This window comes from Amaricoccus solimangrovi, from assembly GCF_006385685.1.
GTDB lineage: Bacteria > Pseudomonadota > Alphaproteobacteria > Rhodobacterales > Rhodobacteraceae > Amaricoccus > Amaricoccus solimangrovi.
Map to the genome: position 1 here is coordinate 310,183 of NZ_VFRP01000003.1, position 26,733 is coordinate 336,915.

24 protein-coding genes are annotated in these 26,733 nt (G+C 69.0%); 16 read left to right on the forward strand and 8 right to left on the reverse strand.

Going from position 1 to position 26,733, the window contains the following annotated elements; genetic code table 11:
- Positions 1–41: 41 nt before the first annotated feature.
- Positions 42–1,451, reverse strand: a complete 1,410-nt coding sequence (regB, locus tag FJM51_RS06090) for a sensor histidine kinase RegB (RefSeq protein WP_140453223.1) — start codon at positions 1,449–1,451, stop codon at positions 42–44.
- Between the two features lie 119 nt (positions 1,452–1,570).
- Here regB and FJM51_RS06095 point away from each other — a divergent pair, with 119 nt between their 5' ends.
- Complete coding sequence (locus tag FJM51_RS06095) at positions 1,571–2,206, forward strand: SCO family protein (RefSeq protein WP_140453224.1); 636 nt, start codon at positions 1,571–1,573, stop codon at positions 2,204–2,206.
- 62 nt (positions 2,207–2,268) lie between these two features.
- Positions 2,269–2,814 (forward strand): ActR/PrrA/RegA family redox response regulator transcription factor, encoded by a 546-nt coding sequence (locus tag FJM51_RS06100; protein WP_140453261.1) that lies wholly within the window; start codon positions 2,269–2,271, stop codon positions 2,812–2,814.
- On the opposite strand, the gene FJM51_RS06105 is transcribed toward FJM51_RS06100, so the two are convergent.
- Positions 2,811–4,850 (reverse strand): acyltransferase family protein, encoded by a 2,040-nt coding sequence (locus FJM51_RS06105; RefSeq protein WP_181164466.1) that lies wholly within the window; start codon positions 4,848–4,850, stop codon positions 2,811–2,813. The two genes, FJM51_RS06100 and FJM51_RS06105, sit on opposite strands and share 4 nt — an antisense overlap.
- 285 nt (positions 4,851–5,135) lie before the next feature.
- On the opposite strand from FJM51_RS06105, the gene rimP reads away from it, so the two are divergent.
- The 6 genes from rimP (at position 5,136) to FJM51_RS06135 (ending at position 13,019) form a co-directional block, all read left to right on the forward strand.
- Positions 5,136–5,774: a ribosome maturation factor RimP gene (gene rimP / locus FJM51_RS06110; protein WP_233712992.1), complete on the forward strand. Its 639-nt coding sequence runs from the start codon at positions 5,136–5,138 to the stop codon at positions 5,772–5,774.
- Positions 5,771–7,381 (forward strand): transcription termination factor NusA, encoded by a 1,611-nt coding sequence (gene nusA, locus FJM51_RS06115; RefSeq protein ID WP_140453227.1) that lies wholly within the window; start codon positions 5,771–5,773, stop codon positions 7,379–7,381. The genes rimP and nusA overlap by 4 nt, the downstream gene beginning before the upstream one ends.
- Before the next feature lie 10 nt (positions 7,382–7,391).
- Positions 7,392–8,039 (forward strand): RNA-binding protein, encoded by a 648-nt coding sequence (locus tag FJM51_RS06120; protein ID WP_140453228.1) that lies wholly within the window; start codon positions 7,392–7,394, stop codon positions 8,037–8,039.
- A 63-nt stretch (positions 8,040–8,102) separates the two neighbouring features.
- Entirely contained in the window at positions 8,103–10,628 is a 2,526-nt protein-coding gene (infB, locus tag FJM51_RS06125) for a translation initiation factor IF-2 (protein WP_140453262.1), read from the forward strand.
- A gap of 181 nt (positions 10,629–10,809) precedes the next feature.
- Positions 10,810–12,003, forward strand: coding sequence for a Shedu immune nuclease family protein (locus tag FJM51_RS06130; RefSeq protein ID WP_140453229.1), 1,194 nt, complete (start codon positions 10,810–10,812; stop codon positions 12,001–12,003).
- 86 nt (positions 12,004–12,089) lie between these two features.
- Positions 12,090–13,019: a 1-phosphofructokinase family hexose kinase gene (locus FJM51_RS06135; RefSeq protein WP_140453230.1), complete on the forward strand. Its 930-nt coding sequence runs from the start codon at positions 12,090–12,092 to the stop codon at positions 13,017–13,019.
- 6 nt (positions 13,020–13,025) lie between these two features.
- Here FJM51_RS06135 and FJM51_RS06140 read toward each other — a convergent pair whose 3' ends face one another.
- Together FJM51_RS06140 and FJM51_RS06145 are read right to left on the reverse strand one after the other, a co-directional pair.
- Positions 13,026–14,240, reverse strand: coding sequence for a GSCFA domain-containing protein (locus FJM51_RS06140; RefSeq protein ID WP_140453231.1), 1,215 nt, complete (start codon positions 14,238–14,240; stop codon positions 13,026–13,028).
- Positions 14,224–14,940, reverse strand: a complete 717-nt coding sequence (locus FJM51_RS06145) for a hypothetical protein (protein ID WP_140453232.1) — start codon at positions 14,938–14,940, stop codon at positions 14,224–14,226. Before FJM51_RS06145 ends, FJM51_RS06140 begins: the two co-directional genes overlap by 17 nt.
- 144 nt (positions 14,941–15,084) lie before the next feature.
- On the opposite strand from FJM51_RS06145, the gene hslV reads away from it, so the two are divergent.
- Both hslV and hslU read left to right on the forward strand, forming a co-directional pair.
- The gene (gene hslV, locus FJM51_RS06150) at positions 15,085–15,645 is read left to right on the forward strand and encodes an ATP-dependent protease subunit HslV (RefSeq protein ID WP_140453233.1); all 561 of its coding nucleotides are present in this window, start codon (positions 15,085–15,087) and stop codon (positions 15,643–15,645) included.
- An 11-nt stretch (positions 15,646–15,656) separates the two neighbouring features.
- Positions 15,657–16,964, forward strand: a complete 1,308-nt coding sequence (gene hslU / locus FJM51_RS06155) for an ATP-dependent protease ATPase subunit HslU (protein WP_140453234.1) — start codon at positions 15,657–15,659, stop codon at positions 16,962–16,964.
- A 43-nt stretch (positions 16,965–17,007) separates the two neighbouring features.
- Here the strand turns inward: hslU and FJM51_RS06160 are convergent, their stop codons facing one another.
- The 3 genes from FJM51_RS06160 to FJM51_RS06170 all read right to left on the reverse strand — a co-directional run bounded on the left by FJM51_RS06160 (position 17,008) and on the right by FJM51_RS06170 (position 19,645).
- Entirely contained in the window at positions 17,008–17,223 is a 216-nt protein-coding gene (locus FJM51_RS06160; RefSeq protein ID WP_140453235.1) for a hypothetical protein, read from the reverse strand.
- A gap of 266 nt (positions 17,224–17,489) precedes the next feature.
- The gene (locus tag FJM51_RS06165) at positions 17,490–18,311 is read right to left on the reverse strand and encodes a purine-nucleoside phosphorylase (protein ID WP_140453236.1); all 822 of its coding nucleotides are present in this window, start codon (positions 18,309–18,311) and stop codon (positions 17,490–17,492) included.
- On the reverse strand, positions 18,308–19,645 hold the full coding sequence (locus tag FJM51_RS06170; protein ID WP_140453237.1) for an amidohydrolase: 1,338 nt from the start codon (positions 19,643–19,645) through the stop codon (positions 18,308–18,310). Before FJM51_RS06170 ends, FJM51_RS06165 begins: the two co-directional genes overlap by 4 nt.
- 117 nt (positions 19,646–19,762) lie before the next feature.
- Here FJM51_RS06170 and FJM51_RS06175 point away from each other — a divergent pair, with 117 nt between their 5' ends.
- Positions 19,763–20,134 carry a cupin domain-containing protein gene (locus FJM51_RS06175; RefSeq protein WP_140453238.1) on the forward strand — a complete coding sequence of 124 codons (372 nt, stop codon included), beginning with the start codon at positions 19,763–19,765 and terminating at the stop codon, positions 20,132–20,134.
- Positions 20,135–20,136: 2 nt separating this feature from the next.
- Here the strand turns inward: FJM51_RS06175 and bhcR are convergent, their stop codons facing one another.
- Complete coding sequence (gene bhcR, locus FJM51_RS06180) at positions 20,137–20,967, reverse strand: HTH-type transcriptional regulator BhcR (protein ID WP_140453239.1); 831 nt, start codon at positions 20,965–20,967, stop codon at positions 20,137–20,139.
- A gap of 148 nt (positions 20,968–21,115) precedes the next feature.
- On the opposite strand from bhcR, the gene bhcA reads away from it, so the two are divergent.
- From bhcA to FJM51_RS06205, 5 genes are all read left to right on the forward strand, one after another.
- Positions 21,116–22,312, forward strand: a complete 1,197-nt coding sequence (bhcA, locus tag FJM51_RS06185) for an L-aspartate--glyoxylate aminotransferase BhcA (protein ID WP_140453240.1) — start codon at positions 21,116–21,118, stop codon at positions 22,310–22,312.
- Between the two features lie 9 nt (positions 22,313–22,321).
- On the forward strand, positions 22,322–23,272 hold the full coding sequence (gene bhcB, locus FJM51_RS06190) for a beta-hydroxyaspartate dehydratase BhcB (protein WP_140453241.1): 951 nt from the start codon (positions 22,322–22,324) through the stop codon (positions 23,270–23,272).
- Positions 23,273–23,283: 11 nt separating this feature from the next.
- Complete coding sequence (gene bhcC, locus FJM51_RS06195) at positions 23,284–24,447, forward strand: 3-hydroxy-D-aspartate aldolase BhcC (protein WP_140453242.1); 1,164 nt, start codon at positions 23,284–23,286, stop codon at positions 24,445–24,447.
- A gap of 226 nt (positions 24,448–24,673) precedes the next feature.
- On the forward strand, positions 24,674–25,639 hold the full coding sequence (bhcD, locus tag FJM51_RS06200; protein ID WP_140453243.1) for an iminosuccinate reductase BhcD: 966 nt from the start codon (positions 24,674–24,676) through the stop codon (positions 25,637–25,639).
- Between the two features lie 218 nt (positions 25,640–25,857).
- Positions 25,858–26,733 (forward strand): AMP-binding protein (locus tag FJM51_RS06205; protein WP_140453244.1); only part of this gene is annotated, 876 nt, incomplete at its 3' end.

Consider the following 26,733-nt stretch of genomic DNA (forward strand, 5'->3'; position numbering starts at 1 on the left):
TCGTTGAGCGGGCAGGGGATCGCGGAACGCTTAAGGAAGTCTTAACCCCACATCTCCGGCTCGGCCGTCCCTTCCCGCGGCTCGGCGCGGAAGGCGGCGGGGCGCGTGACCTCCTCCGGCGACCAGGTGACCGAGATGACCGCGCCGCTCGGCCGGCCGAATTCCGGCGGCTCCGCCTCGCCCTCGCCCGCCGGCGCGCGCGGCGCGGCGTTGCCGAAGCTCAGCCGCGCGCCGGAGCGCTCGAGCAGCGTCTTGGCGATGAAGAGGCCGAGCCCCATCCCCTCGTAGCCCGGCCGCTCCTTCTGCGCGCCCCGGCTCCGCACGAAGGGCACGCCGATGCGCCGCAGGACCTCGGGCGGATAGCCCGGGCCGTCGTCGCCGATCTCGATCGCGATCATGCCTGGCGTCCAGTCGATGTCGATCCAGACGGTGGAGGTGGCGAAATCGACCGCGTTCTGCACGAGGTTCCGCAAGCCCTGGATGATCTCCGGCTGCCGCGCGAGCTCCGGTTGCGGCGCGGCGCTCTCCTCCGGCAGCCCGCCCTGGACGCGGGTGATGATCCTTATGCCCCGGTTCGCATGCGGCGCCGCGGCCTCCTCCACCACGCTCGAGACCGGCGCGTAGCTCATGATCGTGTCGGCGTAGCCGCGCGGCCCCATCGAGCGCAGGATCTCGGCGCAGCGGTCGGCCTGGGCGCGGATCAGCAGCGCGTCCTCGCGCTGTTCAGGCGCCTCGAGCTCCTCCGCGAGCTCCGCCGAGAGCAGCTTGATCGTCGCGAGCGGCGTGCCGAGTTCATGCGCCGCCGCCGCGACCACGCCCGAGAGCATCGTCAGCTTCTGCTCGCGCCCGAGCGCCGCCTGGGTCGCGGCGAGCGCCTGGCTCATCCGGAAGGTCTCGTCGTTGACCCGGCGCGCGTAGAAGGCGAAGAACCCGATCCCGATCACCAGCGAGACCCAGTTGCCGAGGACGAGCAGCGGCGGGTCGGCCAGCACCCGCTCGTGGAACCGGAGCGGGATCGCCGCGAAGGCGAGCAGGGTCGCGACCACCACCGCCGCGACGGCGATGATGGCGGTCGCGCGCAGCGACAGGACCGAGGCGCTGATCATCACCGGCGCGATCATCATCAGCGCGAAGGGATTGTTGAGCCCGCCCGTCAGCGCCAGCAGCGCGCCGAGCTGGATGATGTCGAACATCAGCGTGACCATCGCCTCGCGCGCGCTCAACCGGCGGTTCTGCGTGGTCGCGGCCATTGCGATGCCGTTCACCAGAACCGCGGCGGCGATCACCGCGAGGCAGGCGCGCAGCGGGATCTCCACGCCGAAGGCCGAGGCGCCGATCACGGCCGCCGTCTGCCCGAGGATCGTGAGCCAGCGCAGCAGCAGCAGCGTCCGGGCCCGCAGCCAGGAACTGCGCGCGTCCTTGGCGACCAGAGGCGTGTCGCGATGTTCCATGCGGCTCGGGCATAGCAGCGGCCGGGCCGGGGCTCAAACGGAATTGACCGGCGCGCGAGGCCGACGCCTTGCTCCCCCCGGCACCCCGTGCGAGAAGCCGGGCAAGAAGGAGGATGCCGATGAAGACCGACCGGGCCCGTCCCTACGCGCTCGCCGCGGGTATCGCGGCGGTGGTGGCGCTTGGCGTCACGGGCTACTTCGCCCTCTTCCCCGGCGCGGAGGCCGATCCCTTCGCCGACTGCCGCTCCGGGCAGGTCGCCGGTGGCGTCGCGACGATCGGCGGCCCCTTCGAACTCGTGAACGGCGCGGGCGCGCCCGAGACCGACAAGGAGGCGATCACCGGCCCGACGCTGGTCTATTTCGGCTATTCCTTCTGCCCCGACATCTGCCCGACCGACCTGTCGCGCAACGCGCTGGCGGCGGACGAACTCGCGGAGAAGGGGATCAGGGTCGGCCAGGTCTTCATCTCGGTCGATCCCGCGCGCGACACGCCCGAGGTGGTGCGCGACTTCACGCGCTCGATCCATCCCGACCTGATCGGCCTGACCGGAACGCCGGAGCAGGTGGCGCGGGTGGCGCGCGACTACAAGATCTACTACCGCAAGGCCGGAGACGATCCCGAGACCTATCTCATGGATCATTCGACCTTCACCTATCTCATGGCGCCGGGCGGGAAATTCCTGGAATTCTACGGCTCCGACGCCTTACCGGAGCAGGTGGCGGACTCCGTCGCCTGTTTCGCGGAGAAATCGTGATGGCCGGTCCGGAGGCGGATGACGGGCGGGAGGAGCGGGACGTGCGCGAAGGCGGGGTTTTCATGACCGAGGAGGAGATCGGGCCGGATCGCTCGCTCCTGATCCTCGACGACGACGATCTCTTCCTGCGCAGCCTTGCCCGCGCGATGGAGAAGCGCGGCTTCGAGGTGCGCTCGGCGGCGAGCGCGGCCGAGGGCCGGCGCGCCGCCGAGGAGCGCCCGCCCGCCTACGCGGTGGTCGACCTGCGGCTCGAGGACGGCAACGGGCTCGAGGTGGTGGAACGGATCCGCGAATTGCGCCCCGACTGCCGGATCGTCGTGCTGACCGGCTACGGCGCGATCGCGACGGCGGTCGCCGCGGTCAAGCTCGGCGCGACCGATTATCTCGCCAAGCCCGCCGATGCGAACGACGTGACCGACGCGCTGCTCTCGCGCCTCGCGGAAAAGCCGCCCGCGCCCGAGAATCCGATGTCCGCCGACCGCGTGCGCTGGGAGCACATCCAGCGTGTCTACGAACTCTGCGACCGCAACGTCTCCGAGACGGCGCGGCGGCTCAACATGCACCGCCGGACGCTGCAGCGGATCCTCGCGAAGCGGAGCCCGCGCTAGGGTTCGGCCCGCGCCGTCGCCTGCCCGGCGCCCCGGATCGCCGCCAGGACCACGGGCCCGACGCGCTCGATGCTTCCGGTCCGGCTCAGGTGGTCGTCGTCGCGATAGAGCGGCGTCGAGGCCGCGTTCACCACGGCGCAGCTTTCCGCGCAGAAGGCCGCGAAGAGCGGCAGGTAGTCGATCCGGCCCGCGGCCGCGTAGGTCCGGAAGAGCTCGTCCGACCGCGCCATGCGGGCCGCGACCTGCTCCGGGGCCGGCGCCGCGGGCGGCGGCAGATGGTGCATCAGGCCGTAGCCGACGCGGTCCGGAACGAGCCAGCCCACTTCCGGCACCGCGCCCAGCACCACGACCTTGCGCCCCGTCGCCGTGATCGCATCGACGGTCCGGGCGAAGGCGGCTTCGAAGATGGCGTAGTTGCGCGACACGTCGCCTGAGGGCAGCGCGCCGGTCAGGTCCCGCAGCAGCGCCGGCTGGGACGGCTGCGAGCGGTTCGCGCCGATATCCGTGCCCTCGGTGGCGAGTTGCCAGCGCGCGTCGAGGATGACGAGCGGGATGTCGTCGCGCCCGCGCAGCGCCTCGATCACGGAGCGGCCGAAGCGCGCGCATCGCTCGGACATCGGCTGGTCGATGCGAAGCGTGTCGAGCAGCGGCGCGCAGGCCGGACGCGTGGCGGCGTAGCCGGTCCTGCCGGCCTTGCGCGCGGCCAGATCGATGCCCGGCAGCGCCGCGGCCGCGTGGGAATCACCCCAGAGCAGGAAATCCGCCCGCCCCTCCCCCGCCGCGCCGATCCGGCAGGTCGGGGAGAACGGGTCGGAATTGAACTTCATACAGAGCTCGCTCCGGGGATCGAGATCCTCCGCGGCCGCGAAGGCCGCGGTCGCGGTGGCGTCCAGCCGGCCGGGGAAGCCGGCCGAGGCGACGACGGCGAGCCCGGCCGCGGCCATGACACCCATCGCCGCCGCGCTGGCGCCGAAGAGCGCGCCCCGGCCGGGCAGCAGCGCGCCCCGGCCCCGGAAGGGCCGCTCGACGAAGCGCCAGGACAGCGTGGCGAGCACGAGCGACAGCGCGAGGCAGACGGCCGAGAGCGCCGGGGTGAGTGCGCCGAGATAAACCCGCGGGAAGACGATGACCGGCCAGTGCCACAGGTAGAGCGAATAGGAGATCAGGCCGACGCCGACGAAGAGCCGCGTCGACAGGAGCCGGCGCACCGGATTGCCGCCTTCCCGGTTGACCCAGATGAGCCCCGCCGCGCCAAGGACCGGCGGCAGGGCCGCGGGGCCGGGGAAAGGCGTCGCCTCGCTGTAGACCATGACCGGAACGAGGATCGCGGCGAGCGCGAGCAGCGCGATCGTGGCCCGCGGCGTCCGGCCCCGGGGAAGCGGAGGGGGCGCCAGCGCGAGCAGCGAGCCGATCCCGAGTTCCCAGGCCCGGGGCGGCAGCAGGAAGAAGGCCGAGGCGGCGTCGCGCCTCAGCAGCAGATAGCAGGCCCAGGCGAAGGAGAGCGCGACGACGAGCCCCACCAGCGGCGCGAGCAGCCGCGGCGCGCGGCGGTGGGCGAGCCAGAGCAGGAAGGGCACGACGATGTAGAACTGCTCCTCGACCCCGAGCGACCAGGTGTGAAGCAGCGGCGCGTTGTGGAGGTCGGCGCCGAAATACCCCGCGCCGGTCTGGCGGAAGTAGATGTTCGAGGCGAAGAGCGTGGCCGCGACCGCCGATCCGGCGAGGCTTTCGAACTGCCCCGGGCTGAGCGCGGCCGCCGCGACCGCGAGGGTGGCGAGCATGACGACGAAGAGGGCGGGCAGGATCCGCCGCGCCCTCCGCTCGTAGAAATCGACGATGGAATTGCCGCCGTCGCGCAGGGCCCGGGTGATGATTCCGGTGATCAGGTATCCGGAGATGACGAAGAAGACATCGACCCCGACGAAGCCGCCGGCGGCGTAGGGGATCTCGGCATGGGCGAGGAGGACCGAGACGACGGCGAGGCAGCGCAGCCCGTCGATGTCGCGGCGATAGGCGTCGGCTCCGTCCGGTCGCATCCGATACCCCTGAACTCCCTGTCGCAAGGCCACGCGCGATGCGCCGCGATCTGAACACGGTTTGTTGTTGCGTCGCAAGAAAATGATCGCGACCCGGATCCTTCGCCCGACTTCGGGCGCGCGCGGCTTTTGGGCTTGCATCGCATGGATTGCGCGCCTATATGGGCGCCATCAGCGGCGGATCGGCCCATGGGTCGGTTCACCACCGGAAATTCGCACGGGCCGCTGGCCCGTTTTTTTGTGCCCGGCGCCCCGGCGCGGTCACCCCGCCTTGAGGAGTCCGACTTGGCCGATCTTGTCGCAAAGGCCGCGATCGACCGGCGCCTCGCCGCCATCGTCGCCCCGACCATCGAGGGTCTGGGGTTCGAACTCGTGCGCATCCGCCTGATGAGCGGCAAGCGGGCGATCCTGCAGATCATGGCCGAGCGGCCCGAGGGCTGGATCGAGGTCGACGATTGCGCGCGCATCAGCCGCGCCGTCTCCGCCGTGCTCGACGTCGAGGATCCGATCTCGGGCGAATACACGCTCGAGGTGTCGAGCCCCGGTATCGACCGGCCGCTGACCCGGCTCAAGGATTTCGAGCGCTACGCCGATTACGAGGTGAAGCTTGAGACCTCCGAACTCATCGACGGCCGCCGCCGCTTCAAGGGCGTGCTGCGCGGGGTCGAGGATCACGAAGTGCTGATCGAGATTCCCGAGGGGGTGATCGGGCTCGAGTTCGACTGGCTGAGCGACGCGAAGCTGGTGCTGACCGACGAGCTCATCGCCGAGAGCCTCGCCGCGCGCAAGGAGCAGGGCTTCTCCGAGGACATCGACGCGGCCGATTTCGACGAGATCGAGACCGAGGACACCGAGGCTGGCGAGGACGGGGCGGACGGCCCCGCGGGCGCCATAACTTCCGACGAAGACGAGGACAAACGATGAGCGTGACCTCCGCCAACCGCCTGGAGCTGTTGCAGATCGCCGACGCGGTCGCCCGGGAGAAGATGATCGACCCGACCCTCGTCATCGAGGCGATGGAGGACAGCCTCGGCAAGGCCGCGCGCTCGCGCTACGGCGCCGAATACGACATCCGCGCGAAGATCGACCGCAAGTCGGGCGAGCTCTTCATGACGCGCCACCGCCAGGTGGTCGAGGAGCCGGAGAATCATTTCACCGAGCTGAGCCTCGCGGATGCCCGCGTGATCAAGGCCGACGCCGAGATCGGCGACGACATCACCGATCCGCTGCCGCCGATGGATTTCGGCCGCATCGCCGCGCAGTCGGCGAAGCAGGTCATCATGCAGAAGGTCCGCGAGGCCGAGCGCGAAAGGCAGTACGAGGAATTCAAGGACCGCGTCGGCGAGATCATCAACGGCGTGGTGAAACGGACCGAATACGGCAACGTGATCGTCGACGTCGGCCGGGGCGAGGCGATCCTGCGCCGCGACCAGCTGATCCAGCGCGAGGCCTTCCGCAACGGCGACCGGGTGCGCGCGCTCATTCGCGACGTGCGGCTCGAGACCCGCGGCCCGCAGATCTTCCTCTCGCGCACCGCGCCGGAATTCCTCGCCGAGCTCTTCAAGATGGAAGTGCCCGAGATCTACGACGGCGTCATCGAGATCAAGGCGGTCGCCCGCGACCCCGGCTCGCGCGCGAAGATGGGCGTGATCTCCTACGACAATTCGATCGATCCGGTCGGCGCCTGCGTCGGCATGCGCGGATCGCGGGTGCAGGCCGTCGTCGGCGAGCTCCAGGGCGAGAAGATCGACATCATCCCGTGGAACCAGGATCCGGCGACCTTCCTCGTGAACGCGCTGCAGCCGGCCGAGGTCTCGAAGGTGGTCTTCGACGAGGACAGCGAGCGGATCGAGGTCGTGGTGCCCGACGAGCAGCTTTCGCTCGCGATCGGCCGCCGCGGCCAGAACGTGCGGCTCGCCTCCCAGCTTACCGGGTTCGACATCGACATCCTGACCGAGGCGCAGGAGAGCGAGCGGCGTCAGGCCGAATTCGCCGAGCGCACCAACCTCTTCATGGAGACGATGAACGTCGACGAGATGGTCGCGCAGCTGCTCGTGGCCGAGGGTTTTGCAACTCTCGAGGAAATCGCCTATGTTGATCTCGACGAACTTCTGAGCATCGACGGATTCGACGAGACCACGGCCGAGGAACTTCAGGCGCGGGCGCGCGAATCGCTCGACGAGATCAATGCCAAGGCGATCGAGCGGGCGAAGGAGCTCGGCGTGGAGCAGAGCCTGTTTGACTTCGAGGGTCTCACTCCCCAGATGATCGAGGCGCTCGCCGAGGACGGGGTCAAGACGCTCGAGGATTTCGCCACCTGCGCCGACTGGGAACTCGCCGGCGGCTACACGACCGTCGACGGCAAGCGGGTCAAGGACCAGGGCCTGCTCGAGAAGTTCGACATGAGCCTCGAGGAGGCCCAGACGCTGATCATGAACGCGCGCGTTCAGCTCGGCTGGGTCAGCCCCGAGGATCTGGCGACCGGGGAGGAAGAGACCCCCGCCGAGGGCGCGGAGGAGGAGCAGGCCTGAGGCCGGCTCCATGACGCGCGGCGGCCGGGTGAAAACGCGGGACGAGCCGGAACGGCGCTGCCTCGTCACCCGGGAGACCGGGCCGAAGGCGGGGCTGATCCGTTTCGTGGTCGGCCCCGATGACGAGATCGTCCCGGATCTGGCGGAGAAGCTGCCGGGCCGGGGGCTCTGGGTCACGGCCGAGGCGGCGGTGCTCGCCCAGGCGGTGAAGCGCGGCGCGTTCTCGCGGGGCGCGAAACGCCCGGTGAAGGCGCCGCCCGATCTGGTGGCGCGGGTCGAGGCGATGCTGGCGGGCCGGGTGGTCGATCTGATCGCGCTGGCCCGCAAGGCCGGCGAGGGGATCGCCGGATTCGAGAAGGTCAAGGCGGCTCTGGTCGCGGACGAGGTGGCTCTCCTGATCCAGGCCGCCGACGGTTCCGCCCGGGGCCGGTCGGAACTGCGCCCGCCCGATGGCGCGGAAAGCCTTGTTTCGTGCCTTTCCGGGCACGAATTGGGTTTGGCATTCGGGCGCGATAGTGTGATACACGCTGCCGTGCTCAGGGGGGGACTGAGCGAGCGGATCAGGATCGAGGCCTCGCGGCTGGCGGGGTTCAGGGCGGCCGGGGCCGGGGCGGACAGCGCCGCGGCGGATGGCGAGGATAGCGTGTCGATGGACTGAGGCGCGCGCGTCGGTATGGCGGGGGAAGGCCCTCGCGGGAAAGGCTAGATCGGGATGACGAATATCAAGGACAATGACGGCAAGGGCAAATCTCTGGGCGCGCGCGGGGGCTCCTCGGGCGGCACGGAGACGAGTCACGTCCGTCAGAGCTTCAGCCACGGCCGGACCAAGTCCGTGACCGTGGAACACAAGCGCAAGCGCGTCGTCGTTCCGAAGAGCGGCGCGGCCGCGACCGCCGCCAATCCGCGCGGCGCCGTCGCGCAGAACCTGAGCCAGGCCGAGTTCGATCGCCGCCTGAAGGCGGTCGAGGCCGCGAAGGCGCAGGAGGCCGATCGCCAGCGCAAGGAAAAGGAAGCGGCCGAGGCCCGCGAGGCCGAGCTCGCCCGGCTCCGCGCCGAGAAGGAGGCCGCCGAGCGCGCCGCGCGCGAGGCCGAGATCCGCGAGCAGCGCGCCGCCGCCCTCGCCGAGGAGCAGGCCGCCGAGGCCGCCCGCGCCGCCGAGGCCAAGGCCGCCGCGACCGCGCGCTCCAAGACGCCGCGCGGCGCCGAGGCCGCGCCGGTCGATCCGGCCGCCGCCCAGGCCGAGGCCGCCCGCGCCGAGGCCGGCCGCGCCCCCGTCGGCGGCAAGAAGCTGACCAAGGCCGTGGTCGAGGAGAAGAAGACCACCCGCGCCAAGGGCGACGACGACCGCCGCCGCTCCGGCAAGCTCACGATCGCCAATGCGACCAACGAGGACGGCCGCCAGCGCTCGATGGCCGCGATGAAGCGCCGTCAGGAGCGCGACCGCCGCCGCATGGCGAGCCGCTCGGGCGAGCGCGAGAAGATCGTGCGCGAGGTCAACGTGCCCGACGCGATCACCGTGCAGGAGCTCGCCAACCGCATGGCCGAGCGGGTCGCCGCCGTGGTCAAGACGCTGATGCAGAACGGCATCATGGCGACGCAGAACCAGACGATCGACGCCGAGACCGCCGCGCTCATCGTCGAGGAATTCGGCCACCGCGTGGTACGCGTCTCCGATTCGGATGTCGAGGACGTGATCGTCCAGGCGTCCGAGGACGACGAGGCGCATCTGGCGTCGCGTCCGCCGGTCGTCACCATCATGGGCCATGTCGACCACGGCAAGACCTCGCTACTCGACGCGATCCGCAAGACCAACGTGGTCTCGGGCGAGGCGGGTGGCATCACCCAGCATATCGGCGCCTATCAGGTGAGGACGCCGAACGGCGCGCTGGTGAGCTTCCTCGACACGCCCGGCCACGCCGCCTTCACCTCGATGCGCGCCCGTGGCGCGCAGGTGACGGACATCGTCGTGCTCGTCGTCGCGGCCGATGACAGCGTGATGCCGCAGACCATCGAGGCGATCAGCCATGCGAAGGCCGCCGGCGTTCCGATGATCGTCGCGATCAACAAGATCGACAAGCCGGGCGCCGATCCGAACCGGGTGCGCACCCAGCTCCTGAACCACGAGGTCGTGGTCGAGGAGATGGGCGGCGACGTGCTCGACGTCGAGGTCTCCGCCGTCACCGGCAAGGGGCTCGATTCGCTGCTCGAGAACATCGCGCTGCAGGCCGAGATCCTCGATCTCCAGGCCAACCCCGACCGTCAGGCCGAGGGCGCGGTGATCGAGGCGAAGCTCGACGTGGGCCGCGGCCCGGTCGCGACCGTCCTCGTGCAGAAGGGCACGCTCAGGCGCGGCGACATCTTCGTCGTCGGGGAGCAGTGGGGCAAGGTCCGCGCGCTCATCAACGACAAGGGCGAGCGCGTGGACGAGGCCGGCCCCTCGGTTCCGGTCGAGGTGCTGGGCCTCAACGGCACGCCGGAGGCCGGCGACGTGCTGAACGTGGTCGAGGAGGAATCCCGCGCCCGCGAGATCGCCGACTACCGCGCCCGCCTCGCCCGCGACAAGCGCGCGGCGGCCGGCTCGGCGACGACGCTCGACCAGCTGCTCGCCAAGGCCAAGGCCGACAAGGACGTCAAGGAACTGCCGATCGTGGTCAAGTCCGACGTGCAGGGCTCGGCCGAGGCGATCGTCCAGGCGATGGAGAAGGTCGGCAACGCCGAGGTGCGCGTGCGCGTGCTCCATTCCGGTGTCGGCGCGATCACCGAATCGGACGTGACGCTGGCCGAGGCCTCGAACGCGCCGATCATCGGCTTCAACGTCCGCGCCAACGCGCCCGCCCGCGAGTCTGCGAACCAGAAGGGTGTCGAGATCCGCTACTATTCGATCATCTACGACCTGGTGGACGACGTGAAGAAGGCGGCCTCGGGCCTGCTCTCGCCGGAGGTGAAGGAGAAGTTCGTCGGCTATGCCACGATCAAGGAGGTCTTCCGGATCACCGGCGTCGGCAAGGTCGCGGGCTGCATCGTCACCGAGGGCGTGGCACGCCGCGCCGCGGGCGTCCGCCTGCTCCGCGACAACGTCGTGATCCACGAGGGCAAGCTGAAGACGCTGAAGCGCTTCAAGGACGAGGTCCGCGAGGTGCAGGTCCAGCAGGAATGCGGCATGGCCTTCGAGAACTACGAGGACATCCGCGAGGGCGACGTGATCGAGATCTTCGAGACCGAGGAGGTCGAACGCCAGCTGGCGTGAGGCTTCTGGCTTCGGGATTTGCGAAGGGGCGGGCATGGTGGTACCCGCCCCATTTTCGTGTTGGCGCTGAATGGAATCCCAGGCTCGAGATGGGCCTAGTCTTGCCACCAATAGGTAGCGACGTAATCGGGTAGCAAAACGTTCGCTTGTCAGCTTGCACGTTACCTAGCAGTCTGTAGCGATGGACGACGAGTACACTTTTTTCCGTCTGCGCAAGGCGGCTAGGACATATATCTCCAAGGTCTTCACCTACGGCGGCCAAGCTACGGAGCGCCTTCGCAACGTCCGCATGGTGATGGAAGGCTCAGACATACTTCATCTTGGTGAAGTTGAGGGCGCAATGTGCCTCCGCTTGTCGGGTGATAAGCGCAAGACGCAGGTAACGGCCGTTATTACCCAAGATGACAAGGCGGTGCGTCGCATAACGTTACAGAGCTTCCAGTCACGCAAGGGGAACTGGTATCAGGGTTATGAACAACACGCCTTCACCTTTCGGGGCGAGGAGTTTCAGCGCCTTCTGGAGTTCCTCCAGCAGATCGCATTCATCGACCTTCGGAACGAGGATCGATTCGATATAGAAGATATTTCGACCGGGACCGGCCGAAAAACCATCATCGATGCAGCCGACCGCGGGATAGTTGAACGGGTCCGGGCGATGGAAGCTGACGCCCGCGAGGCTTTCTTTCGAGCGCTCCGGGGTTCCATCTCGGCGGAGGAAATCAATATTCTACTCGGTCGCCGCGACGCGCTGGGCGTGTTTGAGCAAAAGATTGCGGCCGGAGGTTGGTCTGAAAAGGATTGGCAAAATTTCTTCGCCTGTGAACCATGGGTTTTTGGCTACGGACTCGATTACCGGGTCATGCGGACGTTCGATCGTGAGATGACCTTATCCGGCGGCGGCACGGATAACCGTGATAAACCCGTGGTCGACTTCTTAATGAGCTTTACGGACTACACCGTGCTCGTGGAGATTAAACGACCTGACACCCCTATCTTTCGCGCGAGGCAAAGCGGAGCAGGTAGCCGGGCGGGCACACGCGCGTTCAGCCCCGAGTTCACGGGCGCGGTGTCGCAAGTTCTTGAGCAGAAGGCGGAATGGCTGGCTTTCGCTGCGGCCGGGGAGCACTTTACCCGCGACGGCCGGCGACGGCTGGAAGCTCGAACTCGCAACGCGAGAACCATCCTCGTGGTTGGTTCTCGGGCGGAGTTTGAAGCCGCCGGCGACCCACGGGCCGCGCAGGTGCTTCGAGATACATTTGAGCTGTTCCGCCGAGAGACTCGATCCATTGACATCGTGACATTCGACGAACTTCTGGAGCGGGCGAGGTTCATCACGCGAGACAATACTTGCTCGGAGCCTCCGGTCGAGCGGTGATCTCATCCATTGATCAAGGATTGCCGCCCGTCGCGAAGCCATGGCGCATCTGCTAAGGACAGTATGCCCTGTCCTCCGAGGTTCGCATGAAACCCATCGTCACACTCACGCTCAACCCGGCGATCGACGGGGCCTGCGAGACGGATCTGGTGCGGCCGACGCACAAGATTCGGACGCGGGGCGACGCGTATCATCCGGGCGGCGGCGGCATCAATGTCGCGCGGGTGATCCGGGAGCTCGGGGGGCGGACGACGGCGGTCTATCTCGCGGGCGGGGCGACCGGGAGCGTGCTCGACGAGCTGATGGCCGGGGCGGGGCTCGTCGGCACGCGCGTGCCGATCGCGGGGCATACGCGGATCAGCCTGACGGTCTTCGAGGCCAGCACCGGGCAGGAATACCGCTTCGTCCCCGAGGGCCCGGAGGTGAGCCCGGCGGAATGGCTCGCCTGTCTCGAGACGGTGGACGAGCTCGATTTCGACTGGCTGGTGATCTCGGGCAGCGGACCGCGCGGCCTGCCGCCGGATTGCTTCGTGACGCTGACCCAGCGCGCGCGGGACAGGGGCGCGCGGGTGGTGCTCGATTCCTCGGGGCCGGCGCTCAAGGCGTCGCTGGAGGCGGGCGGGCTCACGCTGATCAAGCCGAGCCTCGGCGAATTGCGCGCGCTGACCGGTCTCCCGCTCGAGGACCGCGACGAGGTGGCCGAGGTGGCGCGGGAGATCGTCGAGTCGGGCCGGGCCGAGATCGTCGCCGTCACCATGGGCCACGAGGGCGCGCTGCTCGCGAGCCGCGAGGCGAACCTCTCCCGCGCCGCCCCCGACGTGCCGGTCCGGAGCGCGACTGGGGCGGGGGACAGCTTCGTCGGCGCGATGACGCTCGCGCTTGCCGAGGGCAAGGGGCCGCGCACCGCCTTCCTCGTCGGCATGGCGGCGGGCAGCGCCAGCGTGATGCACCCCGGCACCGACCTCTGCCGCCGCGCCGATGTCGAGCGCCTGCACGCGGCGCTGGTGGCGGGCTGAGGGGATTCAGCGGTCGAGCATCGCCTCCTCGCAGATCGCCTCGGTGACTTCTTCCATGCGGTCGACGAAGCTCGGCGGCGTCGCGGCGGCTGTTGTCGCCGCCGCCGCCGCGGGGGCCGCCGTGGCGGGCGCGGCGCGGCGGAACAGGCGCCTTGCCTTGTCGATGAGGCCCGTTTTCGCGCGCCCGTGGTTCCGCGAAGGGGCGGCGGCGGGCATGGCGGCGGCGGGCATGGCCGCCGGGGCCGCCGCCGGAACCTCCGCGCGCCCGACCGTCGCATGCTCGAAGAAGAGCCGCATCACGTGGTCGACACCCGCGTCGGTCACCGAACGCAGGTCGGAGGCGAAATAGGCGCCCCGGGAATAGGTGCCGGTGATGATCTCGTAGGAGGGGAAATAGGCGACGTCGGGAATCGTCCGGCTGAGGATGTCGGCCGCCACCCGCAGCACAGATTTCGACAGCGTGGTCGAGACGAGGACGTGCCGGTCGACCGCCGTCGCCGCCAGCGGCACCGGCGAGACCGTCAGGATGACCCGCGCCCTGGGGTTGAAGCCGCGCAGGTAGCCGATCGCCGCCTCCATGTCGGCCACGACCTCGTCGACGGTCAGGTTGACGAAGGCGTGCCGCTCGGGATCGAATTCTCCGCCTTCGACACCTGGGCAGAGCGGAAAGGCGGCGCCGTCGCGACGGCTGACCCAGGTCTCCGTCAGCCCCAGCGTGAAGACGAAGATCTCGGCCTTGGGGAAGGCCCGGTCGCGCAGCGCCTCGAAATGCAGGGCGCGATCGGCCCGCAGTTCCTCGACGGAGTGGAACCCGCCGGGCTGGACCGTCGGCCGGAACGGATCGACGAAGCGACCCTGGGCGTTGGTCCAGACGTCCTCCTCGGGCTCGAACGTGCCGAGCACCCGTTCGAAGAGCTGCCGGAACTGGCGCGACGTGTAGATGTTGCCATAGCGGGCACTGAAGAGCCCGTAGCCGTGCTTCTCGCGGATCGCGGGATGCAGGCCCGGGTGGCCTTGCTCCGCCACGTAGTAGCCGTAGCCCGAATTCGCCAGATAGCGCGCGATATGCTGGGCGAAGCAGCTTCCCGCCGTGACGATCCGATCGTCGGGCGTGATGCGATATGGAAAGGCGACGACGGGATCGACCTCGTTCGCCTTGGGCGCCGCGACCGCCTTGCTCCAGCGCTGATAGGCCGGGATCGTCTTATACGGGTGTGACATCGAGATGCTCCGTCATCTGGCGCAACAGCAAGGCGCCGTACTTGGCGTTGGCATGAGTGGGGTCGGCCCAGAAGCGCCGCAGCAGAAAGCCTTCCGCGTCGCAGGCCTCGGTCGGCGCCGGAATGAAGGGTATGCCATGCCGGGCGCATTCCTGGCGGAAGATCGCGCTGTTGACCCGCCAGAGCTTGTAACGCACCGAAGGAGCGGCGACCTCATAGTCGGGGATGCCGGCGCTCGCCATTCGCTCGGCGAGTTGCGCGGTCAGCCATTTCTGGCTCGGGATCGGTGGCGGGCTCTCAAGATGGATCACCCGCCCGGGAAAGGCCGCGACGAAGGCGCGCAGCTCGTTGATGCGGGTCAGCGACCGGCGCATCACGGAGTCCCAGACCTGCTCGTACGGGATGATCCAGGCGCCGGCCGCCGGCGGACGCTCCGGATGGTCAGGATGATGGAAATCGAAAGGCTGTACCGGATAGACGAGCCCGAAGACGTTGTGCCCGTTGCCGCCGATCAGCGAGAAGATCGGCCCGCCAGCCTCGCGGACCTTCGCAATCGTTTCGGGCTTGAGGCGCTTGCCGCCGTCGGGTTCATCGATGACATGGTTCGACGACCACAAGAACTGGCGCGCGGGCCCCGAATCCCTGCCGACGCTCTTCACGCTTCTGATATGGCTGTTGCCTGCGATGGTTAGTTTGGCCAAGTCCCGCCTCATCGTTGTCCGCGACCTCTGGCCCGGTCGTGGGAGATTAGCGCAGGGCGCGAGCCGTGACCATTCGGCTCGTCGTCGTCGCTCTAGGCAAGGGTCTCGCGGGCTCATATATCACCGCTCAGGATTGGAGGACGCATGAGCGAGAAAGACAGCTTCCCCGGCTGGCACGGAACCACGATCATCGGTGTGCGCAAGGGCGGCCGGGTGGTGGTCGCGGGCGACGGGCAGGTGAGCCTCGGGCAGACGGTCATCAAGGGCACGGCGCGCAAGGTCCGACGAATCGCACCGGGAGGCCAGGACGTGGTCTGCGGCTTCGCCGGCTCGACGGCGGACGCCTTCACGCTGCTGGAGCGGCTGGAGAAGAAGCTCGAGGCGGCGCCGGGCCAGCTCGCCCGCGCCTGCGTCGAGCTCGCGAAGGACTGGCGCATGGACAAGTACCTGCGCAATCTCGAGGCGATGCTGATCGTGACCGACGGGCGCGAGCTCTTCGTGATCACCGGCGCGGGCGACGTGCTCGAGCCCGAGCACGACATCGCGGCGATCGGCTCCGGCGGCAACTACGCGCTCGCCGCCGCCCGGGCGCTGATCGACACCGATCTCGACGCCGAGGCGATCGCGCGCAAGGCGCTCGGCATCGCGGCCGACATCTGCGTCTACACGAACGGAAACCTCACGGTCGAGAGCCTCGAGGGCTGAGGGAGCACATCATGACCAACCTCACCCCCCGCGAGATCGTCTCCGAACTCGACCGGTTCATCATCGGCCAGAAGGATGCCAAGCGCGCGGTCGCCGTGGCCCTCCGCAACCGCTGGCGGCGCAAGCAGCTTTCGGACGACATCCGCGAGGAAGTCTACCCGAAGAACATCCTGATGATCGGCCCGACCGGCGTCGGCAAGACCGAGATCTCGCGCCGGCTCGCGAAGCTCGCCAAGGCGCCGTTCCTGAAGGTCGAGGCGACGAAGTTCACCGAGGTCGGCTATGTCGGCCGCGACGTGGAGCAGATCATCCGCGACCTGGTGGACGCCGCCATCGCGATGACGCGCGAGCTGATGCGCGAGAAGGTGAAGGCCACGGCCCATTCCGCCGCCGAGGACCGCGTGATCGACGCGCTCGCGGGCGACAATGCGCGGGAGCAGACGCGGGAGATGTTCCGCAAGAAGCTCCGCGCGGGCGAGCTCGATGACAAGGAGATCGAGCTCGAGGTCGCGGATACGTCGAGCCCCTTCCCGATGATGGACATCCCCGGCCAGCCCGGGATGATGGGCGGCGGCGTCAATCTCGGCGACATCTTCGGCAAGGCCTTCGGCGGGCGCAAGACGCGGCGGCGGATGAGCGTGGCCGCTTCCTACCAGCTCCTGATCACCGAGGAGGCCGACAAGCTGCTCGACACCGAGGCGGTCACGCGCGAGGCGATCGAGGCGGTGGAGCAGAACGGCATCGTCTTCATCGACGAGATCGACAAGGTCTGCGCCCGCGCCGAGACGCGCGGCGCCGATGTCTCCCGCGAGGGCGTGCAGCGCGACCTCTTGCCGCTGATCGAGGGCACCACGGTCTCGACCAAGCACGGGCCGGTGAAGACGGACCACGTGCTCTTCATCGCCTCGGGCGCGTTCCACATCGCGAAACCCTCGGACCTGCTGCCGGAGCTTCAGGGCCGGCTGCCGATCCGGGTGGAGCTGCGCGCGCTGACCGAGGCGGATTTCGTGCGGATCCTGACCGAGACCGACAACGCGCTGACGCGGCAGTACAAGGCGCTGATGGCGACGGAGGGGGTCGGGATCGACTTCACCGACGATGGCATCCGGGCGCTGGCGCGGATCGCGGCGGAGGTGAATTCGACGGTCGAGAACATCGGTGCGCGCCGGCTCTATACCGTGCTCGAGCGGGTGTTCGAGGAGTTGAGCTTCACCGCGCCCGATCGCGACGGGGAGAAGGTCACCGTCGATGCCACCTTCGTCGAGAAATATCTGAGCGAGCTTGCCCGCTCGACCGACCTCAGCCGCTACGTGCTCTGAGCATCGCGGCCTCCCGGCGTCCCCGAGAGGGGCGCCGGAAAGCTCAGGCGACGGCGGCGCCGGGTTTCGCGGCGGCGCGGGTCGCGACGCGGGGCCTCCCCGCCATCAGGAAGGACAGCGGTACGAGGGTCGCCGAACCGGCGCCGCTGTAGAGGCCGAGCGCGGCGAGCAATCCCCAGCCCGCGCAGATCGCGGTTCCGGCGCAGGCGCCCCCGACGAGCATCGACGCGAACATGCAGCCCACGAGTCTCGGGTTCACGATACGCTCCTTCCGACCATCACTGACCTGCCTTCCTGAACGCGCGGCCAAGGCCGCCGGTTGCCGGATTCGCATGCCATGCCCTGGCGGCACAGGATAGACATGCGATCCGCCGCTTTTGCTTCAATATACCTCTCCGCGAAGTGAACGTCTTGGGATCGCCGGGAAAACACGGTTCTCCCTCCATTCGCCACGGGAATGGCGAATGATGAAAAGGCGATGGAAACCGGCGGTCTCCGCCGCGCGGATCCCCCGTCCCGGTCCGGTCACAGCCGAGGGAAGGTGGCCTCGAGCAGCCCGGCGATCTCGCCACCTGCGACTTTCGCGTGTGCCAGGACTTCCTCGATCGTGTCCGGCAGCTGTTCCGGCCCGCCGGTCGCGGAATTGGTGATCGCGGAAAGGCCGAGGACGGAGAGACCCGCGTGGTGGGCCGCGATCACCTCGATCACGGTGGACATGCCGACCGCGTCGGCGCCGGTCGCGCGGAGCCAGCGCCGTTCGGCGGAGGTTTCGAGCGAGGGGCCGGCGATCCCGGCGTAGATCCCGCGGCGAAGCGCGATGCCAGCCGCCGCCGCCGCGTCGAGCGTCGCCGTCCGGAGTTCCGGCGCATAGGCGCGGCTCATGTCCGGGAAGCGCGGCCCGAGCGCGGGTTCGTCCGGCCCGGTCAGCGGGTTGGCGCCGGTCAGGTTCAGGTGATCCTCGATCAGCATCACCTCGCCCGGGCGGAACTCCGGGTTGAGCGCGCCGGCCGCGTTGGTGACGACGAGGGAGCGCGCGCCGAGGCTTCGCATCAGATAGACCGGCATGGCGATGTCGCGCGCGGGCCAGCCCTCGTAGAGATGGAGCCGGCCGCGCATCAAGGCGACGCGCCGCCCGAAGAGGCGCCCGAGCACGAGTTCGCCCGCGTGGCTCGGCGCGGTCGAGACGGCCATGCCGGCGATCTCGGCGTAGGGGATCGCCACCGCGCCCTCCACCGCGTCGGCGAGATCGCCGAGGCCGGAGCCGAGGATGAGCGCCAGTTCGACCGGCTCGCCGGCCCGCGCGGCGATCGAGGCGCGCGCCCGCGCCACCCGCTCGGCCTGGGTCATGCGATGCTCGCGGCGATGGCGGGGGCGAGCGCGCGGACGCGGGCGAGGGTGCCCCCGATGTCGATCGCGGTCAGCACGCCGTCGCGGACCACCCGGCGGCCGGAGACGAAGACGTCGCGCACATCCGATTTCGCCGTGGAGAAGACGATATGCGTCATCGGGTCGAAGAGCGGCGCGGCATGGACCGGACCGGTGTCGATCAGGATCATGTCGGCGAACTTTCCCACCTCGAGCGAGCCGATCCGGTCGAGCGCGCCGAGCGCCGCCGCGCCCTCGCGCGTCACCATCGCAAGCGCGGCCTGGGTCGAGACCGCGTCGGCCCGCCGCGTCGCGCCCCGGTGCAGCGTCGCGGCGAGACGAAGCGCCATCCACATGTCGAGATCGTTGCCCGAGATCGCGCCGTCGGTCCCGACCGTGACCCGGACGCCGGCGTCGAGCATGTCGGGGACCCGCGCGATGCCGGAGGCGAGCTTCAGGTTCGAGACCGGGTTGTGCGAGACGGTCGCGCCGGTCCGGGCGAGGATCGCGATTTCCTCGTCGTCGAGCCAGACGCAATGGGCAAGCACGGTGCGTTCGTCGAGGCATCCGAGATGGTCGAGGTGGCGGATCACCGAGCGCCCATAGCGGTTCGCGATGTCGGCCTGCTCGGCCACGGTCTCGGCCGCGTGGGTGCAGAAGAGCGCGCCGTGATCCTCGGCGAGCGCCTTGGCGGCGGCGAGGTTGTCCGGCCCGACGGTATAGGTGCCGTGCGGCATGATGGTGGGCAGGATGTCGTCGGCGCCCTCGAACTCGGCGAAGAAGTCCTTCGCGGCGGCGATCCGGTCGTCCATGGTGACGAAATCGACCCCGGGGAAGTCGATGAAGATGCCGCCCGTCGCGACGCGCATCCCGAGGTCGCGCGCGGCGCGGGCGGTCTCCTCGGGGAACCAGAACATGTCCATCGCCGTGGTGACGCCCGAGAGCAGCAGTTCGGCGAGGCCGAGCGTCGCGCCGAGCCGCGTGGTCTCGCGCGTCAGGATCGCCTTCTCGGCCTTCCAGACGGTCTGGAGCCAGGGTTCGAGCGGCAGATCCTCGACGAGGCCGCGGAACAGGCTGTCGCCCGCGTGGCAGTGGGTGTTGACGATACCGGGCATCAGGATCGCGCCGCCCGCGTCGATCACCTCGGCCGCGTCGCGCCCGATCTCCGCCGCCGGGCCGATCGCGGCGATCCTCCCGTCGCGGACCGCGAGGGCGCCGTCGGGGATGACCGAGAAACCCGCGTCGGCGGTGACGATCAGCGCGTTGGTGACGATGAGGTCGGCGCGGGGCGCGGCGGGGGCGGCGGCGTCGGGCATCTCGGGCTCCGTGCTGGCGGGGTTCCAGCGCTCGCACAGCCGGCGGTTCCGGTCAATCGCCCGCGGCCGGTTGAACCGGACGCGCTTCCGCCGCAGTCTGGCCCGGTGGAGGTTGCGATGCACGACGATCCCGCCTGGCTGCTGCCCGGCCCCTTTCCGCCGGAATTCGCGACGGAGGAACGCTGTTTCATCGTCGAGGAGCTGAACGATCCCGCCTGTCCCGGGACCTCGCTGGCACGGGCCCGGGTGGCGCCGGGCGTGACGACGCGGCTTCATCTGCTGCGCGGCACGATCGAATGCTACGTGATCCGCGAGGGAAGGGGGCGGGTCGAGGTCGGCGGCGCGGCGCGCGACGTCGGGCCGGGTGACCGCGTGGTGATCCCGGCCGACACGCCCCAGCGCATCACCAACATCGGGGCCGGGGATCTCGTGTTCCACTGCCTCTGCGCGCCGCGGTTCCTGCCGGAGAACTACGTCGACGTGGAATGACGTTACGCCGGTGTCCCGCCGAGGGCGCGCGTGACCCGGTCGGCGGCGGCGCGGACCTCCGCGCCGATCGCCTCGGCCCGGTCGGGGGTCACCCGCACCGTGGGACCGGAGATCGAGATGCCGGCGACCGGCTCGCGGAACTCGTTGAAGATCGGCGCGGCGACACAGCGCATGCCTTCGGTGCGTTCCTCGTCGTCCATCGCCCAGCCCCGGGCGCGACTCGCGGCGAGATCGGCGTCGAGCGCGGCGCGGTCGGTGATCGTGCGCGGGGTATAGGCCTCAAGTGGCGCGTCGCCGAGCAGGCGCGCGACCTGCTCCGGCGTGGCATAGGCGAGCAGCGCCTTGCCGATCCCTGCGGCGTGGATCGGCCCGCGCGTGCCGGGGCGGAAGAAGGCGCGGATCGGGTGATGCGTCTCGACCTGGGAGAGAAAGATCACCTGCGAGCCATCCGCGACCGCGAGATTGGCCGTCTCGCCCGTCCGCGCCATCAGTTCGCGCATCGCACGGCGGGCCTGTTCGACGAGGCCGGAGCGGCCAAGGAAGGCGTTGCCGATCCGGAACGCCTCGGGGCCGATGAACCAGAGCTGCGTCGCGCCCTGCGTCTCGACGATCCCGTGCAGGGCGAAGGTCGAGAGCGCGCGATAGACCGTCGCCGGCGCCTGGCCGGTCGCCTCGGCGATCTCGGTCAGCGACAGCCCGCCATCGGCCGCCGCGAGCGCCTTGAGGATCAGGAGCGCGCGGTCGAGCGCCTGGACCGTCGTCTGCTCGGGCGCCGGATCGAAAGCCTTGGGCCGGCCCCGGGCGCGCTTCGGCGCGTTGAAAATTTTTTCCATTCTTCCGGTCCCGCGTTCACGAAAAAAGAAAAACCTTTGAGGATCAGCGGCATATTGAAATGCTGCGCCGCATGAAAAATCATTTCAAAAAAATTGCCGATTCGCCAGCGGGCTGTTAGGAACCACGCAAACGGAAGAGGTAACGCCCATGTCCAGCCAGAACCCGGTCTTCATTCCCGGCCCGACCAACATCCCCGAGCGCCTGCGTCACGCCTGCAACGTGCCGACGATCGACCATCGCTCGGCCGCCTTCGGCGAGATCTTCGCGCCGCTCTTCCCGGGCGTGAAGCGCGTCCTGAAGATGACGAAGGGCGAGATCGTCTTCTTCCCCGCGACCGGCACCGCCGGCTGGGAGGCGGCGGTCACCAACACGCTCTCGCCGGGCGACAAGGTGCTGGCCTGCCGTCACGGCATGTTCTCGCACCGCTGGATCGACCTCTGCCAGCGCCACGGGCTCGACGTCCAGGTGCTGACCGCGCCCTGGGGCGCCGGCGCGCCGGCCGCCGATTTCCAGGCGGCGCTCGAGGCGGACAAGGACCACGAGATCAAGGCGGTTCTCGTCACCCACAATGAAACCGCGACCGGCGTCCGCTCCGACGTCGGCGCGATCCGCGCGGCGATGGACGCGGCGAAGCACCCGGCGCTCCTGATGGTCGACGGCGTCTCCTCGATCGGCTCGATGGATTTCCGCTTCGACGAATGGGGCGTCGATCTCGCCGTCACCGGCAGCCAGAAGGGCTTCATGCTTCCGACCGGCCTCGCCATCGTCGGCGTCAGCCCGAAGGCGCTCGCCGCGATGGAGACGGCGAAGCTGCCGCGCACCTTCCTCGACTTCCGCGACATGCTCAACACCAACCCGAAGGGCGGCTATCCCTACACGCCGGCGGTCGGCCTGTTCTATGGCCTCGGCGAGTCGCTCAAGATGATCGAGGAGGAGGGGCTCGAGAACGTCTTCGCGCGCCACCACCGGATCGCCGAGGGCGTGCGTCGCGCCGTCTCCGCCTGGGGGCTGAGCCTCTGCGCGCAGTCGCCCGACGTCTATTCCGACACGGTCAGCGCCGTGATGGTGCCGAAGGGCTTCGACGGCACCCGCGTCGTCACGCTCGCGGCGGAGAAGTACGGCGTGGCCTTCGGCGTCGGGCTCGGCGAGGTCGCGGGCAAGCTCTTCCGGATCGGCCATCTCGGCAGCCTGACCGACGTGATGATGCTTTCGGGCCTCGGCTGCGCCGAGATGTGCATGGCCGATCTCGGCCTGCCCGTCCGCCTCGGCTCCGGCGTCGCCGCGGCGCAGGATTACTACCGCGCGACGGCCGGCGCCCCGGCCGAAGCCGCCCACGCCGCCTGAGGACAAGAAATGCGCATTCCCACCTATGACGACGTGCTCGTGGCCCACGAGCGCGTCGCCCCCTACATCCACCGCACCCCGGTGCTGACCTCGCGGTTCATCGACGAGATGGCGGGGGCGAGCCTGTTCTTCAAATGCGAGAACCTGCAGAAGGCCGGCGCCTTCAAGGTGCGCGGCGCCTCCAACGCGGTCTTCGGCCTGTCGGAGGAGATGGCGAAGAAGGGCGTCGCGACCCATTCCTCGGGCAACCACGCGCTCTCGCTTTCCTACGCCGCCGGCCGGCGCGGCATTCCCTGCCACGTCGTGATGCCGCGCACCGCGCCCCAGGCGAAGAAGGACGCGGTGATCGGCTATGGCGGCACGATCACCGAATGCGAACCCTCGACCACCTCGCGCGAGGCGGTCTTCGCCGAGGTCGAGGCGCGGACCGGGGCGGATTTCGTCCACCCCTACAACGATCCGCGCGTGATCGCCGGGCAGGCGACCTGCTCGCGCGAACTGATCGAGCAGGTCGAGGGTCTCGACGCGGTGATCGCACCCATCGGCGGCGGCGGCATGGTCTCGGGCACCTGCCTGACCATCTCGAACGTCGCGCCGGAGACGCGGGTCTACGCCGCCGAGCCGGAACAGGCCGATGACGCCTATCGCAGCTTCAAGGCCGGGCATATCATCGCCGACGACGCGCCGAACACGGTGGCGGACGGGCTCAAGGTGCCGCTGAAGGATCTGACCTGGCATTTCGTGAGCAATCACGTCACCGATATCCTGACCGTGTCCGAGCAGGAGATCATCGACGCGATGCGCCTGATCTGGGCGCGGCTGAAGATCGTGATGGAACCGTCGAGCGCCGTGCCGCTCGCCGCCATCCTGAAGAACCGGGACGTCTTCGCGGGGCAGCGCGTCGGCGTGATCATAACAGGCGGAAACGTCGACCTGGACAAACTGCCCTGGCTGAAGTGAAGGGGAGAAAGATGACCAAACAGGAAGATATCGCGGGCCTGGAGGTCGGCTACGACATCCCGGCGGCGATCGGCATGTCGATCGACGAGATCCAGACGCCCTGCCTGATCCTCGATCTCGACGCGCTCGAGCGCAACGTGAAGAAGATGGGTGACTATGCGAAGGCGCACGGGATGCGCCACCGCAGCCACGGCAAGATGCACAAGTCCGTCGACGTGCAGCTGCTGCAGCAGAAGCTCGGCGGCGCGGTCGGCGTCTGCTGCCAGAAGGTCTCGGAGGCCGAGGTCTTCGCGCGCGGCGGGATCAAGGACATCCTCGTCTCGAACCAGGTGCGCGACCCGGCGAAGATCGACCGCCTCGCCCGGCTGCCGAAATACGGCGCCCGCGTGATCGTCTGCGTCGACGACGTGGCGAACGTGGCCGATCTCTCGGCGGCGGCGCAGAAGCATGGCACCACGCTCGAGTGCTTCGTCGAGATCGACTGCGGTGCCGGGCGCTGCGGCGTGACGACGTCCGAGGCGGTGGTCGAGATCGCCAAGGCGATCGACGCGGCGCCGGGGCTGAAATTCACCGGCATCCAGGCCTACCAGGGCGCGATGCAGCACATGGATTCCTACGAGGATCGCAAGGCGAAGCTCGACGCGGCGATCGCCCAGGTGAAGGACGCGGTCGCGGCGCTGGAGAAGGAGGGGCTCAGGCCCGAGCTGGTCTCCGGCGGCGGTACCGGCAGCTACTACTTCGAGTCGAACTCGGGGGTCTACAACGAGCTCCAGTGCGGCTCCTACGCCTTCATGGACGCCGACTACGGCCGGATCCATGACAAGGACGGCAACCGGATCGACCATGGCGAATGGGAGAACTCGCTCTTCATCCTGACGAGCGTGATGAGCCATGCGAAGGCCGACAAGGCGATCTGCGACGCCGGCCTCAAGGCGCAGTCGGTCGACTCCGGCCTGCCCTTCATCTACGGTCGCGACGATGTGAAATACATCAAGTGCTCCGACGAGCACGGCGTGATCGAGGACAAGGGCGGCGTCCTGAAGGTCAACGAGAAGCTCAAGCTCGTCCCCGGCCACTGCGACCCGACCTGCAACGTGCACGACTGGTACGTCGGCGTCAGGGGCGGCAAGGTCGAGACGCTCTGGCCGGTCTCGGCCCGCGGCAAGGCGTACTGAGGTAGGGCGGACATCTGTCCGCCTTGTTCCGGCGCCCGCAAGGGGCGGACAAAGGTCCGCCCTACGGCGCCCGTTCCCATACAGGTTAGCCGACCTGGAGAGCAGTCGGGAGCCGGGCCAACAGGCCCGGCTCCACTCGAAAAGACTCGCGCGCACCCGCGCGCTCTTCCTGGCCGCGGAGGCGGCCGCGCCGCGAAGCGGCGCCCCGGAACACACGGAGCCCTGAATGCTGATCGTCCCCGAAGCCGCCTGCCCCGACCTCCTGCCGTTCGACGCCGCCTTCGACGCGGTCGAGGCGGTCTTCGCCGCGATGGCGCGGGGCGAGGCCTACAATTTCCCGGTGATCCGCGAAGCGATCGGCCATGAGGACGCGCTCTACGGCTTCAAGGGCGGCTTCGACCGCGCGGGGTCCGCGCTCGGGCTGAAGGCGGGCGGCTACTGGCCGAACAACCAGGCGCGGGGCCTCATCAACCACCAGTCGACGATCTTCCTCTTCGATCCCGATACCGGCCGGGTCCAGGCCGCGGTCGGCGGCAACTATCTCACCGCCGCGCGCACGGCCGCCGCCTCGGCGGTCTCGATCAAGCATCTCTCGCGCCCGGACTCGAAGGTGCTCGGGATGGTGGGCGCCGGGCACCAGTCGGCCTTCCAGATGCGCGCGGCGCTGCGCCAGCGGAAGTTCGAGAAGGTGATCGGCTGGAACTTCCACCCCGAGATGCTGTCGCGCCTCGCCGACACCGCGGCCGAGGCCGGGCTGCCGTTCGAGGCGGTCGAACTCGACCGGCTCGGCGCCGAGGCGGATGTGATCATCACCATCACCTCGAGCTTCGCGCCCATCCTGAAGGCGGACCAGATCCGCCCGGGGGTGCATCTCGCCTGCATGGGGACCGACACCAAGGGCAAGCAGGAGGTCGATCCGGAACTGCTCGCCCGGGCGACGGTCTTCACCGACGAGGTGGCGCAATCGGTCTCGATCGGCGAGGCGCAGCACGCGGTCGCCTCCGGCCTGATCGCCGAAAGCGCGATCACCCCCGTCGGCGCGGTGATCGCGGGTCAGCACCCGGGCCGCGTCTCCGCGGAGGAGATCACGCTCTTCGACGGCACCGGCGTCGCGCTGCAGGACCTCGCCGTGGCGAGCGCCGTGGTGGCCCGGGCGCAGGCCGAAGGCAAGGCGACGGAAGTCGCGATCTGACGTCGCGCCACCGCGCGATTCCGAAGGGCCGGCTCCGAGGGGGCCGGCCCTTCCCGTTTCCAGACCATGGTCGGTCTTGTTCCCGCGGCGGGCGCGCGGGCTATGTTGCGGTGCGAAAGAGAAGCTTCCCCAAGGAGGCGCCGGGGTACCCGGCTTGCACCGGGCGATCGCGCGTGCTGTCCTTGGGCAAAAGCACAGACCATGGAGTGGGAACGCCAATGCCAAACGACATGCATGAGCCTTCGACGGAGACCGTTGCGCGCGCGCTGGTCGACGCGGAGCAGTACGCGGCGATGTACGCGGCCTCGATGGCCGATCCGGAGGGCTTCTGGGGCGAGCAGGGGAAGCGTCTCGACTGGATCGCGCCCTACACGAAGGTGAAGAACACCTCGTTCGACTATCACGACGTGTCGATCAAATGGTTCGAGGACGGCGTGCTGAACGTCTCGGCGAACTGCGTCGACCGGCATCTCGCGACGCGCGGCGATCAGACCGCGATCCTGTGGGAGAGCGACGATCCGGAGGTCTCGAGGGCGATCAGCTACCGCGAGTTGCACTCGGAAGTCTGCAAGCTCGCCAATGTGCTGAAATCGCTCGGCGTGACGAAGGGCGACCGGGTCGTGCTCTACCTGCCGATGATCCCGCAGGCGGCCTATGCGATGCTGGCCTGCGCGCGGATCGGCGCGATCCATTCGATCGTCTTCGCCGGCTTCTCGCCCGACGCGCTCAGGAGCCGGGTCGAGGATTCCGGTGCCAAGCTCATCGTCACCGCCGACGAGGCGCCGCGCGGCGGCCGCAACACGCCGCTGAAGAGCAACGCCGACCGCGCGCTCGAGGGGCTCGACGGCGTGAAGCAGCTCGTCGTGAAGCGCACCGGCGGCGCGATCGCCTGGACCGAGGGCCGCGACATCTGGCTGCACGAGGCGATGGCGGGCGTGGCGCCCGAGTGCGATCCCGAGCCGATGGGCGCCGAGGATCCGCTCTTCATCCTCTACACCTCCGGCTCGACCGGCAAGCCGAAGGGCGTGCTGCACACCACCGGCGGCTATCTCGTCTACGCGGCGATGACGCACCAGTACGTGTTCGACTACCAC